Origin of the sequence: Aeromonas dhakensis (assembly GCF_002285935.1) — a bacterium.
Classification (GTDB): domain Bacteria; phylum Pseudomonadota; class Gammaproteobacteria; order Enterobacterales; family Aeromonadaceae; genus Aeromonas; species Aeromonas dhakensis.
On the sequence record NZ_CP023141.1, the window covers coordinates 4,318,893 to 4,335,388 of the forward strand.

Consider the following 16,496-nt stretch of genomic DNA (forward strand, 5'->3'; position numbering starts at 1 on the left):
ATCACACCAATTGGTTTTTATTCAAGTAGATACCGAACAGGGTCGTCTGTTCGGCGGTGCGGCGCCATTCTATCACACCCCCTCGCCTGGCCACCGTCTCCTTGACCAGGAACAGACCGACACCGTGATCGCCAGTCTGGCGACTGATGCCGTAATCAAACAGATGGTCCGCCAGCGCCTCGTCCACCCCCTCGCCGCTGTCCTCCACCTCGATCACCAGCCGGCGCCCGAAGTCGTTGAGGGAGATGAGCACCCGCGGCGGGCACTGCTTGCGCCGGGCCCAGGCGGCGCGAATGCCGTTGTCCAGTAGGTTGCCGATGAGGGTGATGAGATCCGCCGACACCGCCGCCGGGTACTCCCCCAGCGCCGAATCGGGATCCAGCACCAGCTCCACCCCGAGCTCGCGGGCCCGGCTGAACTTGCCGAGGATGAGCCCGGCCACCGGCTTGTCCTCGATGGCCCGCAGCAGATCGTGCAGCATGGTCTGGCACGCCTCGCTCTCCTGCTGGATGAGCTCCACCGCCTGATCCACGTGGCCCAGCTGCAGCAAGCCGGAGAGGCTGCTGAGCTTGTTGGCGAACTCGTGTGTCTGCATCCGCAGCATCTCGGCATACTGGCGCAGGTGGGTCACCTGCATGCCGAGACTGCCGGTCACCTCGGGGCGGCTGAAGATCAGCAGCCGGCCGGGGATCTTGCCCTCCACCGCCTGCCAGCGCCCGACGAACGACTCGCCGTGCACGGTGAAACCGAGCTCGGTCTCGACCTGGGTCAGGGCGGGGGCAAGTGGCGGCGACAGTTCCGAGAGCGGCTGGCCGAGCAGGGCGTGGCGGCCGGTGCCGGGCAGACGCAGCTGGTAAAAGGCGGCGCTGTTGAGCATGCGGATATGGCCCTGGCTGTCGAGGGCAATCACCCCCTCCGAGATGTGCTCCAGCACCAGCTCCTGCAGCACGAAGCGGTTGACTATGGTCTCCGGCTCCAGATCCAGCAGGGTACGCCGCAGCCGATGCTGGACCCAGAGCGCCAGCAGCAGACCGCAGCCCAGCACGGCGCCGATGGCGCTGATGAGCAGAGCAATCCGATCCAGGTAGATGCTCTCCACCGTCTGCATCAGATACCCCACCACCACGGCACCGATGGCGCGCCCGTCAGGCCCGATCACCGGAGCGAAGCAGCGGATGGCCGGCCCCAGGGTGCCCACGTCCTTGGAGCAGTAGCTGCTGCGCTCGTTGAGGGAGGGCCAGATATCCTCGCCGCGAAACAGGCCACCCACCAGCTCCGGAGAGGGGTGGCTCAGCCGGCGGGCATGCTCGTCGGTCACCACCATGTAGGCGGCATCGGTGCGGCTGCAGATCCCCTGCACATAGTCGCGCAGGCCCGGATCGCTCCCCCACTGCAGCGCCTGCACCACCCGGTTGTCTCCCGCCAGCACCCGCGCCAGATCTCCCCCCTTCTCCTCCAGATTGCTCTCCAGCAAATGGCGGATAAAGAGCGCCAGCAGGCTGCCCAGAATGACTATCAGGAGCAGTGACAGGCCCAGGGAGAGGGTGACCAGTTGGTGACGCAGTTTCATCGATTAGCCTTGCAACATCAGGACGCGGACCAATAGTGCGGGCGCCACCAGGTCTGGTCAATCAAAGGTGCGGGATCACCGGCAAAATCGGCCAGCCCCTCGGCACGGGCACAGAGTGCCACCGCCCTCGCCACCGCGCGGGCCACCTCCCCCACCTGCTCGATGGGGGGCAGCAGCCGCCCCTCGGCCAGCGGATAGGCGCCCACCGCCTGCACCGCCGCGCGCAGCATGCCGTCGCTGATGCGCCGCGCCTTGACCGCGCAGGCCCCCAGACCAATGCCCGGGAACACATAGACGTTGTTGCACTGGGAGACCACCCGCGCCGCGCCGTCCACCTCCACCGGCGGGAAGGGGCTGCCGGTGGCGAGCAGGGCCCGCCCGCCGGTGGCCTGCCACACCTGGGCCGGGGTCGCCTCGGCGCTGCGGGTGGGATTGGAGAGCGGCAGGATCACCGGCCGCTCGCACACCTCCCCCATGGCCGTCAGCACCGCCTCGTCGAACAGGCCGCTCTGACCGCTCACCCCGATCAGCACCCCGGGGCGCAGCCGCTCGATAAGCGCAGGCAGGGAGTTGCACGCCTCCGCCGCCGGACGGGCAAACGGCTGCTGGGCCGGGGTGAGCCCGGCCCGGTCCAGGCAGACCAGACCGTCCTGATCGAACAGTTGCACCCGCTCCGGGCTGCCCGCCAGCTGGGCCAGCATGGCGGCGATACCGCAGCCGGCCGAGCCCGCGCCGACGATCAGCACCGGGGTCTCGGCAAGCGTACTGCCCGCCTGCTGCAGTCCCGCCAGCACGCAGGCCGACGCCACCGCCGCCGTGCCCTGGATGTCGTCGTTGAACATGCACAGCTCGTCGCGGTAGCGGGCCAGGAGGTTCGCGGCATGCTTGCCGGCGAAGTCCTCGAACTGCAGCACTACCTGGGGCCAGCGTTTGCGAATGGCGGCCACCACCTTGTCCATGAACTGGTAATAGGGCTCGCCATCCACCCGCCGGGCCTGCCAGCCGAGGTAGGAGTCATCTTCCAGCAGCTCGGGGTTGTTGGTGCCCACGTCCACGCACAGCGGCAGGGTGCGCGCCGGGTTGATGCCACCGGCGGCGGAGTAGAGCGCCAGCTTGCCGATGCAGATCCCCATGCCGCCGATGCCGAGATCGCCGAGCCCCAGCACCCGCTCGCCGTCGGAGATGACGATGACGTCCACCTCCTGCTCCACCGCCGCGAAGATGTGGTCGAGCTCGTCCCGGTCGTGCCAGGAGAGGTAGAGGCCGTGGCTGCGCAGATAGAGGTCGCTGTGGCGCTGGCACGCCTCCCCTACCACAGGGGTGTAGATGATGGGCAACAGTTCCGGCAGGTGGTGGCGCACCAGTTCGTAGAACAGCACCGGGTTGTCCTCCTGCAGCTGGCGCAGCAGCAGGTGCTGATCAAACGGGCTCTGCATGGCCGAAACCAGCCGGTAGATGCGGCGCCGCTGCTGGGCCAGCGACTCCTCCTTGTGGGGCATGCGCCCCATCAATCCCTGACGCTTGCGTTCGGCATAGGGCAGGCTGGTGCCCATCATGATGTCGTTCATTATCTTGTTCCTTATGCCAGCAGCGAGATGAGCAGGGTCGCCAGGATCAGCATGACGGCGCCCCCGAGACGAGAGGAGATCTGGGCGAACGGCATCAAGGTCATGCGCTGGGCCGCCGAGAGCACGGCCACGTCACCCGTTCCCCCCATGTTGGCCATGCACAGGCCCCCGGTGATGGCCGCCTCTATGGGGTAGAAACCGATCATCCGCCCTACCAGCGCCGCCCCCAGGGCACCACCGAGCACGGTCACCAGCACCAGCACGAAGTAGCTGACGGAGAAGGCGCTGATGAGCTCGGGAATGCTGGTGTAGGCGACACCGATCCCCACCAGCAGAGAGGGAGTCAGGTTGGTGACTACAAACTGGTACCAGTCGGCCGCCGCCTGCTCGTAGCGACGGGGCAGCAGGCCGCTCACCTTGATGACGGCCACCGCCAGGATCATCAGGGCAAAGGGGTGCATGGGGATGAAGTTGCCAAGCAATGAGCCCAGCACGAACATGCTGGAGCTGATGAAGAGCCCCAGACCCAGGCTCTCCAGCGTCGGCGCCTGCGCCTTCTCCTCGGCCACGCCAGCGGCACTCTCTTTGATCATCAGCTTGCCGTTGCCGGTCAGGGAGGGGTAGCGGCGACCGAGGCGGGCCAGCAGGGTACCCACCAGGATGGCCAGGGTGTTGGCGATCACTACCGCCGGCACCATGCGCGACAGCAGATCGGCGCTCGACATCTGCAGCGGCCCGGAGAGGATCTCCACCAGCGGCACGGCGCCGGCCCCCATGCCACCGCCCATGATGGGCAGACCGATGAGCAGCACCGCATTCTTGAAGCCGTAGCCCATCAGGGCGCCCACCAGACCGACGCTGAGCAGCGCCAGTGCGACGCCCCCCAGGATCACCGGCAGGTAGCGCATGGCGGCGTTTTTCAGCAGGGCGCCGCTCATGCCGAACACAGAGCCGGTCACCAGGCTGGCGATGAAGAAGTTGAGAAAGCCCCCCTCCTTCATGAAGCCGATGATCACCTGACCCGCCTCGACGGGCAGGATCCGGTATTCAAACAGGGCGGCGCCGCCGAAGATGGCGAGTATGGTGCCACCCCCCAGGTATTCGCGGATGGGGGTGATGCGCTCGCCGAGCTCGGTCAGCAGGGTGCCGAGCACGAACATCAGCGCCAGCGCGCCGACCATGCCGAGCGGCAGCGAGCCGTTCCAACCCGAGAAGAGGACGCAGGTGGCGAGGCCCAGAAAGATCATCATGGGCATGCCGGCAATCTGTCGACCGCCGAACAGGGCGGTTCTGGTGTGTGGGGTAGAGAGGTTTTTCATTGTTATGCTCCAGCGTGTGGTGTGGCGCCACTCTAGAGATCTCCGCTCCCTCTGTCGGTTAGCCCGCCAACAAAGGCATATAAAAACATTAAATTCTTAAACGCTATGGCCTGCGGGCAAGGTTGGCACCCATTTTACAGGGGGTATTTTGGTCCCCGTCGTCGTCATTAAATCACTTAGAAGCGCACTCTTTTGCACTTTAAAGCGGCGCTTGAAGCGGTCATTGTCAAATAACGATCAAATAACCAGCGTCGCAACCAACAATAATGGCCTGCCAGGTTTGGCTGTGGTGAATGATCACCCGGTACAAGGCAAGGGTGATCCCCTGATCAACAAAAACGCTCCGGCCAGGATCTGCCGGGTGAAAAATAAGGAGGACGATGACAGCTCGATAGCGAGCGCCTAGCTTGTTACAAGCATGGCGCTCCCGCAGGTAATGGCGGCTTGCAGCAAGAGGATAAAGGGTGCGGGCAGGCCCTGTGACAGGCTGCCCTCTCAATATGACGTGCGGATGTCACCGACCGAAAGACTATTCGGCTAATAACAATGGAATATTGGCAGGGTCAAATTCATGACAGGTTTCGGCATTTTCCAGGCTGAGTCCATAATGGCCGTCGACCACATATTCCACGTCCACCAGCAGACTCTCGATGGCGAGATGGGCGTCACCCGATTCATATCGTTCCACAGCTATCATCTCCCTGTTTAGCTGACTCATCAATATTAGTGAATAAAAAACAGAGTGCCGCATTTATATAATACTTTTTTGCATCGTCTAATTAGGGCACACATAAAAAGCTGTGACTATTTTCATGCCATCCCAATAAACGACTCTCTTTATTTCACCGGGCCCTGCCGACCATATCCAGCCTCCTGTTTCACTCAAAAGTGCCGCTGCTCCCAACTCACCCCTTCACCCATGCTGTTTGAGCTCCACCAGAGACCTACCTCCAAATTTCATAAACAAGATCGCGATCACACTATTTACTTAGCCTGCTAAATAACTACAATGCTTAGCAAGCTAAGTAAAAGGAGAATCTCATGATGAAGGATCTGGAAATGCTGCGCGAGCTCTCCCTCGCCGAGCGGGTCGGCCGGCTGCATCGACTGTGGCGCACCGTGGCCGATCTCGAGCTGGCCCCCCTCGGCCTGACTCATCCCCGCTGGACGGCCCTGTGGAAACTGAGCCGGCTCGGCGGCCACCTCAGCCAGAAGACCCTGGCCGAGGCGCTGGAGATCGAACTTCCCTCCCTGATGCGCACCCTGGGCCAGCTGGAGGAGCAGGGGCTGGTGGAACGCCACTGCTGCAGCCAGGACAAACGGGCCCGCATCGTCACCCTGACCCCGGCCGGCAAGGCGCTGCTCGACCAGATTGAAGATCGCATCATGGAGATACGCCGGGAGCTGCTCGCCGGCATCAGCCAGCGGGAGCTGGAACAGTTTGAAGATATCGTGCACCGCATCTGTGCCAATGCCCTCGGCAAGATAGGTGCGCAGAGTGAAGAGAGAGAATGAGATGACCCCGGATCAACAATTCCAACGCTGGATCAAATGGGCCATGGGCGCCTTCGTGCTGGTCTTTGCCTATTTCCTGCTGGCCGACCTCAAGATGCCGCTCACCCCGCAAGCCATGGCAACCCGCGTCGTCACCAAGATGGCGCCCCAGGTCAGCGGCAAGGTGATGGAGGTGGCTGTCGCCAACAACCAGCACGTCAAGCAGGGCGACCTGCTGTTTGCCCTCGACCCGGCCCCCTTCGAGCTGGCGGTGGAGCAGGCTCGCCTCGCCCTGGCCCAGGCCGAGCAGCAGAATCGCCAGCTCGATGCCACCCTCAACGCCGCCAGCGCCGATTTCAGCTCGCTGCAGACCCAGGCCGCCCTCAAGTTGCGGGAAGCGGAGCGTATCGACGCCCTCTATCGCCGCCACATGGTCTCCGAGCAGCAGAAGGATGACGCCGACAGCGCATTTCGCACCGCCCAGGCCAACCTGCTGGCCAGCAAGGCGCGCATGACCCAGGCCAGGGTCAACCGCGGCCTGCCCGGCGACGACAACCTGCTGCTGCGCCAGGCTCGCAACCGCCTCGCCCAGGCCGAGCTCAACCTCGCCTACAGTCGGGTCCACGCCAGCCAGGATGGCATCATCACCAACCTGCAGCTCAAACCCGGCAGCTTCGCCGCGGCGGGCGCCCCGCTGCTGGCGCTGGTCTCCGAACAAGTGGACGTGATCGCCGATTTTCGCGAGAAGAGCCTGCGCCACGTTGATCAGGACAGCCTGGCCCTGGTCGCCTTCGATGGCGAGCCGGGCCGCCTCTATCCGGCCCGGGTCACCAGCCTGGATGCCGGGGTCAGCGCCGGTCAGTTCGATGCCAACGGCCAGCTGGCCAGCCCCACCGAGTCGGATCGCTGGGTGCGTGACGCTCAGCGTCTGCGCCTGCACCTGGCGCTGGAACAGCTACCCGCCCATCTGCCGGCCGGAGCCCGCGCCACCGTGCAGCTGCTGCCCGACAACGCCCTGACCGGGCTGCTGGCCCGCGCCCAGATCCGCCTGCTCAGCCTGCTGCACTACATCTACTGAGGTGACGGCAATGAACCTGTGGCACAGACCCCTCACCGCCAATGAACTGCGCCAATGCCTGCGCATCGCCTTTGGCAGCACCAGCGGCTTTCTGCTCTGCAAGCTGTTCGGCTGGAACTACGGCGTTTTCTACACGGTGACGCCTGTGCTGTTGCTGGGCATGGTGACGGTGATGAACGGTCATGCCGCCCGCCAGCTGATCGCCGCCGCCGTGGTCTGCGGGCTAGAAGTGGGGCTGCTGGGGGGGCTGTTCGGCGGCCATCCCGGCCTGATGATCCCCATCGCCTTCCTGCTGTTTCTCTACCGTTTCGCCGCCATGTCGCGGGGCAGCCTGTTCCTGTTCGGTGCCAACGGCGTGTTGAGCCTCAGCATCATGCTGCACTTTGCCAGCTACCCGCAGACCGATCTCAACGACCTCATCTTCAGCAACCTGTGGGCCAGCGTGCTGTCGGTGCTCATCGCCTACCTGATGACGGCGCTCATCCCTGACGTGGAGGAGCGCCCCAAGCCAGCCCCCTCCCCCAAGGCACCGCACCGGATGCGGCACGAGGCACTGCTTGGCGCCAGCATCGCCACCCTCTCCTTCATGGTGTTCCAGCTCTTCGATCTGCGGGACTCCATGTCGGCCCAGGCCACCACCCTGCTGGTGCTCTTCCCCATGCACTGGGACGGCGCCCTGAGCTATGCCCGCAAGCGGGCCATGGGCACCCTGCTCGGGGTGAGCTTCGGCCTGGTCGGCCAGCTGGTGCTCTACGACTGGTCCGGGCTACTGATCCTGGTCGCCCCCCTGCTCTGGCTCGGCGCCATGCTGTTCAGCCATGCCCACGTGAAGGAGGCGAGCGGTTCCGGGGTCGGCTTCGGCGCCCTCACCACCCTCGGCATCCTGTTCGGCCAGTACCTGACGCCCGGCAACGATCTGGTGTTCAGCGCCCTCTACCGGGTCAGCAGCATCTTGTTTGCCATCGTCGCCACCCTGCTGGCCTGTTACCTCATCCACCGACTGCTTAACCGTTTCGAGGCCACCCGGTTCGGTTATTGACCCCCTGTTGTTAGCTCAAGGATGTGCGCCTTTCGCCCCGCTATGCCTACCGGGGCGTTTTTTTGCCCTGTATCTGGCAGCGCCTGCGGCCAGCCCCAGCAACTATGCTTGCTAGGGCAGTTGGCAACGGGAGAGAGACCATGACACACGCAACCCACATTCACTGGCTGGTTATCTGTCTTCTGCTGATGGTGGGAAGCGCCCGGGCCGAGTCTGTGCTGATCGCCGCGGAAGATGACTGGGCACCCTACTGCGTTCTCGACAAAGAGAGCGGCCAGCCGCGGGGGTTGGCCCCCGAGCTGGTGAAGGCAGCCTTTGCCGCCGAGGGGGTCGAGGTGGAGTTTCGTACCATCCCCTTCGCCCGCTGCATGTACGAGGCGCGCAGCGACAAGGTGCTCGGCTGCTTCGATGCCACCATTACCGAGGAGAACCGTTACCAGTACTTCTGGCACGAGACCCCCATGTTCGAGGAGGATCTCGCCATCTTCGCCCTGGCCAGCGAACCGCGCCGGGATCTCAAGCTCACCTCGCTGGAGCAGAAGACGGTGGGCATCACTCTCGGCTACACCTACCCCACCGATTTCATGGAAAACCCCAGGATCACCCGCTTCCAGGCCAAGTCAGACACCCAGATCATCGAGATGCTGGTGCGTGGCCGGGTCGACTACATACTGATGAACGAGATGCCGGGCTACCTCAAGATCCAGCAGAAACAGCTGAGCGGGAAGGTGGTCAAGGTGGGCAAGATCTCCACCGACGGTTTCTGGCTCGCCTTCTCCCGCGCCCACCCCCGGGGTGAGGAGATGGCCAGTCGCTTCGAAGAGGGGCTGCAGAAGATCAAAAACAACGGCACCTACGAGGCGCTGGTGCGCGCCTTCGAGGCCAGACTCGGCCTGCATTGAGCCCATACTCATTAGTGCTTCTTTTGACGCCCATGGACGCATATCGACGCAAGTCGGGTCGAGCGGCATTGCCCCCCTTTGGCAAGCTGTTAGGATCACGCCCGGATGACACCGATGGAGAATCAACATGAAGCACGCCAATCTTCTGCTGCTGGGCATCACGACCTTGACCCTGCTGAGCGGCTGCGAACGCGGCGCCGACCCCCTGAGCGTGACCGGCGGCGACCCCGTCACCTATCTGTGCGAACAGGGCCAACGGGTACAAGTGCGCTACTTCGCCCTCTCCGATCAGAGCCTGAACTTCGTCAAGCTGGCGCTGCCGGACGGCAAGGATTACACCCTGCCGCAGAGCGTCTCTGCCTCCGGCGCCCGCTACACCGACGACCATGAGGCCGTCTGGTGGAACAAGGGCGACGAGGGCTTTGTCGAGATGCGCGACAAGGACGGCGAGTGGCAGAGCGTCTACAACGACTGCAAGCAGCAGTAAACAACAACCCCGGCCAGGCCGGGGTTTCTCATTACTCCACTTCAATCTCGTAGCGACCCACCACTCGCACCGGAATGGCCTGCGGGTTCTGCTCCGACACTCGATAGCGGGTCTTGGCCAGCCCCGACAGGGCGATCAGATCCAGCACCCCGGGCGGCTCCGAGGCCAGGATCTCTGGGCTGAACAGATTGCCGTTGGAGTCGATGAGATAACGGATCTCCACATAGCCCTTGACGGGCCGCTTGGCTGGCGCGCCGCCCACCGGTTCAAACGGGGGCACCTCGCCATCCTGCACCCAGTATTTGCCAAGCTCCGCCATGGTCACCTCCAGCGGCGGCTGGTTCAGCTTCACAGTCGGGCTCGGGCTGGCACAGCCCCCCAGCAGGCCGAGCACAGTGCCCAGCAGCAAAACCTTCAAACCCATTCAACACTCCTTGTTGAGTCAGATCAGAGGGGTCACCCCTCCCCGGCAGGGTTGCCAGCCCATTACTGTAACAATCGGAACCCGTTTGAGTAGCATAAAAAAAGCCAACCCCATCGGGTTGGCTTTTAGCAAAGAGGCTCAACGTCAGCCGCGCTTGTCGCTGACCACCAGCCAGAGCGCATGGACCATGCCGGGCAGACCGCCGAGCAGGGTCAGCACTATGTTGATCAGAAAATGCAGGCTGAAGCCCACCTGGATAAAGGCACAGACCGGCGGCAGGAAGATGGCCAGCAGGATCTTGAGCAGATTGTTCATCTCGGATTTCCTCGTCAACGATGTCACAGGGATTGGAATGGGCTAACCATAAACATCCCTGGCCTCAACTGCAAACCAGACAGGGGATCCGTTCCCCTCCTTCCCGCCAGGCGTTGAGGTCGTGGATCTGCTGATTGCTGCTGCCACGCCAGAGCAGACCGGGGTCTGCCAGCCCCTGCTCGAACTTGCCGTCCACCAGCACGTCCAGCAAGGCCACCAGCTCGCGCTGAGCCGGGCTGAGCTCGCCGAGCAGATAGCCGGTCCAGCACCAGATGTCCTTGCCGGGGCACTCGGCACGCACCCGTTTCACCAGCGCCAGCACGTGGGGCACGTTGGCGGGGTGGAGCGGATCGCCGCCGGAGAGCGACAGTCCGCGCCGCTTGATGCGCGTGTCGTTGAGATCCGCGATGACGCGATCGCTCATCGCCTGATCGAACGGCTTGCCGCCATCGAGCCGCCAGGTGCTCTGGTTGTAGCAGCCGGGGCACTGGTGCTCGCAGCCCGAGACGAACAGGGTGGCGCGGGTACCGGGGCCGTTGATCACATCGACCGGGTAGTATTGGTGGTAGTGCATCGCTTGTTTCCTGCCTCCTTCATGGGTGTGCAAACGGTCGCCAACCCATGAAAATGGCCCCTTGCAACAGGGGCCAGCGCTTCATCGTTACCGCACTTACATATGTTTGACGCGGCGCTTGACCTCTTCCTGCTTGCCCGCGTTGAAGGGGCGCGCATCCGGGCTGCCAAGGTAGCCGCACACCCGGCGGGTCACCGACACCTTGGCCGGGTTGTGGTTGCCGCAGCGCGGGCAGGTAAAGCCCTTGGAGGTGCACTCGAACTCGCCGGTGAAGCCGCACTCGTAACACTCGTCGATGGGGGTGTTGGTGCCGTAGTAGGGCACCTTGTCATAGCTGTAGTCCCAGACGTTCTCCAGCGCTTCCAGGTTGTGCTGGATGTTGGGGTACTCGCCGTAGCAGATGAAACCGCCGCTGGCGATGGGCGGATAGGGCGCCTCGAAGTCCAGCTTGTCGTACGGATTGACCTGCTTTTCCACATCGAGGTGGAAGCTGTTGGTGTAGTAGCCCTTGTCGGTCACCCCCGCCACCACGCCAAACTCCTTGGCGTCGATGCGGCAGAAGCGGGAGCAGAGGTTCTCGCTCGGGGTGGAGTAGAGGCTGAAGCCGTAGCCGGTCTCCTCCTTCCACTCGTCGGTGGCCGCCTTGAGGCGCTCGACGATGGCGATGGCCTTCTGCTGCAGCTCGGCGCTGTCAAACAGGTGCACCTGATCGCCAAACAGGGCGTTGATGGTCTCGTGTACCCCGATATAACCAAGGGAGATGGAGGCGCGGCCGTGCTTGAAGATCTCGCTGACGTTGTCGTCCGCCTTGAGGCGCACGCCGCAGGCCCCTTCCATGTAGAGGATGGGGGCGACCCGGGCCTTGACCCCGTCCAGGCGTTTGATGCGGTACATCAGCGCGGTCTTGGCCACCCGCAGGGCGGCATCCAGCTTGTCCCAGAAATCCGCTTCATCGCGAGATTTGAGGGCGATGCGCGGCAGGTTGAGGCTCACCACCCCTAAGTTGTTGCGCCCTTCATGAACCAGCTCGCCCTGCTCCTCGTAGGCACCGAGGAAGGAGCGGCAGCCCATGGGGGTCTTGAAGGAGCCGGTTACCTTCACCACCTGATCGTAGTTGAGGATGTCCGGGTACATCCGCTTGGAGGCACACTCCAGCGCCAGCTGCTTGATGTCGTAGTTGGGATCGCCCGGCCGATGGTTGAGGCCATCCTTGATGGCGAACACCAGTTTCGGGAACACGGCGGTCTTCTTGTTCTTGCCAAGGCCGGCGATGCGGTTGCTCAAGATGGCGCGCTGGATCAGGCGTGACTGCCAGCTGTCGCCGAGGCCAAAGCCGAAGGTGACGAACGGGGTCTGACCGTTGGCGGTGTGCAGGGTGTTGACCTCGTACTCCAGCGACTGGAAGGCGTCGTAGCACTCCTTCTCGGTGCGGGCCATGGCGTAGGCATCCACATCGCCGATGCCCCACTCCACCGCCACTTCCCGGTGCTTCTCCCAGCTGATGGTCACGTAGGGAGCCAACACTTCGTCGATACGGTTGATGGTGGTGCCGCCATAGATGTGACTCGCCACCTGGGCGATGATCTGGGCGGTGACCGCGGTGGCGGTGCTGATGGATTTAGGGGTGTCGATCTCCGCGTTGCCCATCTTGAAGCCGTGGGTCAGCATCCCCTTCAGGTCGATCAACATGCAGTTGAACATGGGAAAGAAGGGGGAGTAGTCGAGATCGTGGAAGTGCAGATCGCCACTCTCGTGGGCCTGCACCACGTCGCGGGGCAGCATGTGGCTGGTGGCGTAGTGTTTGGCGACGATGCCCGCCAGCAGGTCGCGCTGGGTCGGGATCACCTTGGAATCCTTGTTGGCGTTCTCGTTGAGCAGGGCCGCGTTGGTCTGCTCCACCAGGCCGCGGATCTCCTGAGCCAGCCGGCCGCGGGCCTCGCGGGCCTGATCCCGGTCGTGACGGTATTCAATGTAGGCACGGGCGATGGCCTTGTCGTCGGAAGCCATCAGGTGGTTCTCGACCCGGTTCTGGATCTCGTGGATGTCCACTTCCCCTCGTCCTTCCAGCTCCTGGGTGACGGCGGCGGCAATGCGCTCGGCCAGCGCCGGACTGGCCTGATTGACCGCTTCTGCCGCTCGGCCCACCGCCTCGGCAATCAGCTGGGCATTGAATGGTGCGCGACATCCATCACGTTTGATCACAACCGGTTTCATGGATTTTCCCCGTTAAAAAGGCCAGGCTCTCGCCCTCGGCTTACCCTTGTTTGGCCCCCTTCTCCACGCCTCGTCCTCGGCGCAAATAAATTCAGCCGAGGCTTGACAAGCCAGGGCTGACGATGAGAAGGGAACAGCTTGTACACAGCTTAATAACACAACATATAGGGATTAAAAACGAATGCAGCCCTATATATGGTGTCTATTAGGCACCAAAGCGTGACCGTATTTCTTGATCCAGAACAGGTTTTGCGGCGAGTGGCGCAGTTCCCGACCAGTCACAAACGGCCCCATACAAGGCCCAATTCAAGCCTGATGCGGGCTGGCGCCCGATACCGGCCAGAGGGAAAAAGATTTCCCTTCCGACAGTAATTGACCGGGACAGGTTTGCACCAAGATGGACATAATGAATGACAACTCCTCTTGTTCGATGGGAAGCGACATGACCAACCCGCTATTGCTGCTACTGCTGCTGTGTGCCCTGCCGTTGCGGTTGTGGGCGGCCGAAATCCTGGTGATCAGCAGCTACCACCCCGAATACCTGTGGGATCAGAGCTACAACGCCAGCCTGGCCGCCAACCTCAAGGGTGACCACCACATCAGCCACTTCTACATGGATACCAAACGCCGCCCCCCCGAGGAGTTCGATCAGATAGCCGAGCAGGCGCTCGCCTACTATCGCCAGGTGAAACCGGATCTGGTGGTGCTCGGCGATGACAACGCCATCAACTACCTGGCCAGCGACATCGCCTCCCTCGGCACCCCTGTGGTGTTTCTCGGCATGAACGAGAACCCGCGCCACAAGGGGCTGGTTGGCCACCCCAAGATCACCGGCGTGCTGGAGCGACCCCTGCTCAAACGCAACATCAGCGAGATGAGCCAGCTGATGGGGGGGATCAAGAAGGCACTGGTGCTGTTTGACTCGAGCAACGTGGCGCTCACCGCCATCCAGGATGAGTTCAAGACCCAGACCGAGCTGCGGGTCGGCCAGACCCGGGTCAACAGCCAGCTCCTTGGTGACTACAGCCTGTGGCAGGAGGCCGTGCTCAATGCCAAGCAGAGTGGTTATGAAGCCATCTTCATCGGCCTCTACCACACCCTCAGCGACGATCAGGGCCGCCATGTGGATGAGAACAAGTTGCTGGAGTGGACCAGCGCCCATAGCCCGGTGCCGCTGTTCTGTTTCTGGGAGTTTTCGGTGGGCAAGGGCAAGGCCATCGGTGGCCTGGTGCTGGATGGCCGCGATCAGGGGGCCAAGGCGGCCGAACTGGTCAACGCCATCCTGGCGGGCGCCCAGCCCAAAACCCTGGCACCACGCGCCGCCCTGCGTGGCGAGTATGTGTTCAGCAAGAGCGAGCTGGCCCGCTGGCAGCTCACCCTGCCCGACAAGTGGCGCTACAAGATCCTCTGGCGTGATTGAGCGCTGATCAGTGCCCCCATAACAAAGAACCCGGCCATGCCGGGTTCTTTGTTTATCTGGTTGACGCTGCGACTCAGCCCTGCAACGCCTGTTGCAGCTCTTCTTCACTCCAGACGGTGATACCGAGCTCCTGCGCCTTGGCCAGCTTGGAGCCTGCCGCCTCCCCCGCCACCAGCACATCGGTCTTGGCCGACACCGAGCCCGCCACCTTGGCGCCAAGCGCCTGCAACGCCGCCTTGGCGTCGTTGCGCGACAAGGTAGTGAGGGTGCCGGTCAGCACGAAGGTCTTGCCGGCAAAGGGCTGATCGCTTGCCTCCTTCTTCTCGATGGCGGGCCAGTGGATACCGGCGGCCAGCAGCGCCTCCAGCACCTCGATGTTGTGGGGCTGGCGCAGGAAGTAGTAGACATGCTTGGCCACCACGTCCCCCACGTCGGCCACTTCCAGCAACTGCTCCACCGAGGCGGCGCGCAGGGCATCCAGGGTGAGGAAGTGATTGGCGAGGTTCAGCGCGGTCGCCTCACCCACTTCGCGGATCCCCAGCGCAAACAGGAAGCGCGGCAACGTGGTGCTGCGGGCCGCATCGATGGCCGCCACCAGATTGAGCGCGGACTTTTGCCCCATCCGCTCGAGTCCGGCCAGCTGGATGGCGTTGAGGCCAAACAGATCGGCCGGGGTCTTCACCAGCCCCTTGTCCACCAGCTGCTCGACTATCTTGTCGCCGAGGCCGTCCACGTCCATGGCACGGCGGGCGGCGAAGTGTTTGATCGCCTCCTTGCGCTGCGCCTCGCAGAACAGGCCGCCGGAGCAGCGGGTCACTGCCTCTCCTTCCAGCCGCTCTACCGCAGAGCCGCACACCGGGCACTCGGTCGGGAACAGAATTTCACGGGCATCGCTTGGGCGCTGCGCCTCCACCACGGCCACGATCTGCGGGATCACATCCCCGGCCCGGCGCACGATCACGGTGTCGCCGATCATCACGCCAAGGCGCTCAATCTCGTCGGCATTGTGCAAGGTGGCGTTGGAGACGGTGACGCCGCCGACGAACACGGGTTTGAGCTTGGCCACCGGGGTCACGGCGCCGGTGCGACCGACCTGGAACTCGACGTTTTCGAGCAGGGTCATCTCCTCCTGGGCCGGGAACTTGTGGGCGGTGGCCCAGCGCGGCGCACGGGCCACGAAGCCGAGCTCCTCTTGCAGGGGAATGGTATCCACCTTGTAGACCACGCCATCGATCTCGTAGGGGAGCTCGCCACGGCGCGCCAGGATGTCGTCATGGAACGCCTGGCAACCGGCGGCCCCCTCTTTCAGCTTCACCTCAGGGCTAAGCGGCAGCCCCCAGGTGTTGAGCCGGGTGAGGCGGCCGTAGTGGGAATCCCCCAGCAGCTCGCCACCGACCCCCACCCCATAGGCGTAGAAGCTGAGCGGGCGGCTGGCGGTGATGCGTGAATCGAGCTGGCGCAGGCTGCCGGCGGCGGCGTTGCGCGGATTGACGAACACCTTCTCGCCGGCGGCCAGCGCCCTGGCGTTCATCGCCTCGAACCCCGCCTTGGGCATGAACACCTCGCCGCGCACCTCCAGCCTTGCCGGCCACCCCTCGCCACGCAGGGTCAGGGGAATGGCCTTGATGGTGCGCACGTTCTCGGTGATCTCCTCACCCGTGGTGCCATCGCCCCGGGTGGCGGCCTGCACCAGCTGGCCGTCCACATAGAGCAGGCTCACCGCCAGGCCATCCAGCTTGGGCTCGCAGCAGAAGGTGAAATTGACCTCCCGCTTGAGGCGATCGCTCATGCGCTGTTCAAACGCCTGCAGCTCTTCGCTGCTGAACACGTTGTCCAGGCTCAGCATGGGGATCTCGTGACGCACCTGCTTGAAGGCGGTGAGCGGCTGACCGCCCACCCGCACGCTCGGCGAGGCCGGGGTTTTCAGCTCGGGATGGTCGGCCTCCAGCGCGATCAGCTCGCGCATCAGGCGGTCGTATTCGGCATCCGGCACTGTGGGGTTGTCCAGCACATAGTACTGATGCCCATATTCGGTAAGCAGCTCACACAGTTGACGGTGGCGGGAGAGGATATCGCTCATGAAAAAGTCTCG

15 protein-coding genes are annotated in these 16,496 nt (G+C 63.5%); 6 read left to right on the forward strand and 9 right to left on the reverse strand.

Going from position 1 to position 16,496, the window contains the following annotated elements:
• Position 1: 1 nt before the first annotated feature.
• The 4 genes from CK627_RS19950 to CK627_RS19965 all read right to left on the reverse strand — a co-directional run bounded on the left by CK627_RS19950 (position 2) and on the right by CK627_RS19965 (position 5,208).
• Positions 2-1,570, reverse strand: a complete 1,569-nt coding sequence (locus CK627_RS19950) for an ATP-binding protein (protein WP_095593196.1) — start codon at positions 1,568-1,570, stop codon at positions 2-4.
• 17 nt (positions 1,571-1,587) lie between these two features.
• Positions 1,588-3,138: an NAD-dependent malic enzyme gene (locus tag CK627_RS19955; protein ID WP_095593197.1), complete on the reverse strand. Its 1,551-nt coding sequence runs from the start codon at positions 3,136-3,138 to the stop codon at positions 1,588-1,590.
• Between the two features lie 11 nt (positions 3,139-3,149).
• Entirely contained in the window at positions 3,150-4,457 is a 1,308-nt protein-coding gene (locus tag CK627_RS19960; RefSeq protein WP_017764159.1) for a 2-hydroxycarboxylate transporter family protein, read from the reverse strand.
• Positions 4,458-4,986: 529 nt separating this feature from the next.
• Positions 4,987-5,208 (reverse strand): hypothetical protein, encoded by a 222-nt coding sequence (locus CK627_RS19965; RefSeq protein WP_017787826.1) that lies wholly within the window; start codon positions 5,206-5,208, stop codon positions 4,987-4,989.
• A 290-nt stretch (positions 5,209-5,498) separates the two neighbouring features.
• On the opposite strand from CK627_RS19965, the gene slyA reads away from it, so the two are divergent.
• The 5 genes from slyA (at position 5,499) to CK627_RS19990 (ending at position 9,457) form a co-directional block, all read left to right on the forward strand.
• On the forward strand, positions 5,499-5,972 hold the full coding sequence (gene slyA / locus CK627_RS19970) for a transcriptional regulator SlyA (RefSeq protein ID WP_010634735.1): 474 nt from the start codon (positions 5,499-5,501) through the stop codon (positions 5,970-5,972).
• 1 nt (position 5,973) lies between these two features.
• Entirely contained in the window at positions 5,974-7,029 is a 1,056-nt protein-coding gene (locus CK627_RS19975) for an HlyD family secretion protein (RefSeq protein ID WP_005303344.1), read from the forward strand.
• 10 nt (positions 7,030-7,039) lie between these two features.
• On the forward strand, positions 7,040-8,068 hold the full coding sequence (locus CK627_RS19980; protein ID WP_095593198.1) for a DUF2955 domain-containing protein: 1,029 nt from the start codon (positions 7,040-7,042) through the stop codon (positions 8,066-8,068).
• Positions 8,069-8,208: 140 nt separating this feature from the next.
• Positions 8,209-8,970 (forward strand): substrate-binding periplasmic protein, encoded by a 762-nt coding sequence (locus tag CK627_RS19985; RefSeq protein ID WP_017779880.1) that lies wholly within the window; start codon positions 8,209-8,211, stop codon positions 8,968-8,970.
• A gap of 127 nt (positions 8,971-9,097) precedes the next feature.
• A complete protein-coding gene (locus tag CK627_RS19990; RefSeq protein WP_005303350.1) occupies positions 9,098-9,457 on the forward strand; it encodes an MliC family protein in 360 nt (119 codons plus the stop codon).
• Between the two features lie 31 nt (positions 9,458-9,488).
• Here the strand turns inward: CK627_RS19990 and CK627_RS19995 are convergent, their stop codons facing one another.
• The 4 genes from CK627_RS19995 to nrdD all read right to left on the reverse strand — a co-directional run bounded on the left by CK627_RS19995 (position 9,489) and on the right by nrdD (position 12,984).
• Positions 9,489-9,881 carry an energy transducer TonB gene (locus CK627_RS19995; RefSeq protein WP_010634739.1) on the reverse strand — a complete coding sequence of 131 codons (393 nt, stop codon included), beginning with the start codon at positions 9,879-9,881 and terminating at the stop codon, positions 9,489-9,491.
• Between the two features lie 144 nt (positions 9,882-10,025).
• Entirely contained in the window at positions 10,026-10,196 is a 171-nt protein-coding gene (locus tag CK627_RS20000; RefSeq protein WP_005343870.1) for a YqaE/Pmp3 family membrane protein, read from the reverse strand.
• 64 nt (positions 10,197-10,260) lie between these two features.
• Complete coding sequence (gene nrdG / locus CK627_RS20005; RefSeq protein ID WP_095593199.1) at positions 10,261-10,770, reverse strand: anaerobic ribonucleoside-triphosphate reductase-activating protein; 510 nt, start codon at positions 10,768-10,770, stop codon at positions 10,261-10,263.
• 96 nt (positions 10,771-10,866) lie between these two features.
• A complete protein-coding gene (gene nrdD / locus CK627_RS20010; RefSeq protein ID WP_095593200.1) occupies positions 10,867-12,984 on the reverse strand; it encodes an anaerobic ribonucleoside-triphosphate reductase in 2,118 nt (705 codons plus the stop codon).
• Between the two features lie 442 nt (positions 12,985-13,426).
• Between nrdD and CK627_RS20015 the strand changes: the two genes are divergently transcribed.
• Positions 13,427-14,404, forward strand: a complete 978-nt coding sequence (locus CK627_RS20015) for an ABC transporter substrate-binding protein (protein WP_095593201.1) — start codon at positions 13,427-13,429, stop codon at positions 14,402-14,404.
• Positions 14,405-14,477: 73 nt separating this feature from the next.
• On the opposite strand, the gene ligA is transcribed toward CK627_RS20015, so the two are convergent.
• Positions 14,478-16,484, reverse strand: coding sequence for an NAD-dependent DNA ligase LigA (gene ligA / locus CK627_RS20020; protein WP_095593202.1), 2,007 nt, complete (start codon positions 16,482-16,484; stop codon positions 14,478-14,480).
• Positions 16,485-16,496 lie beyond the last annotated feature (12 nt).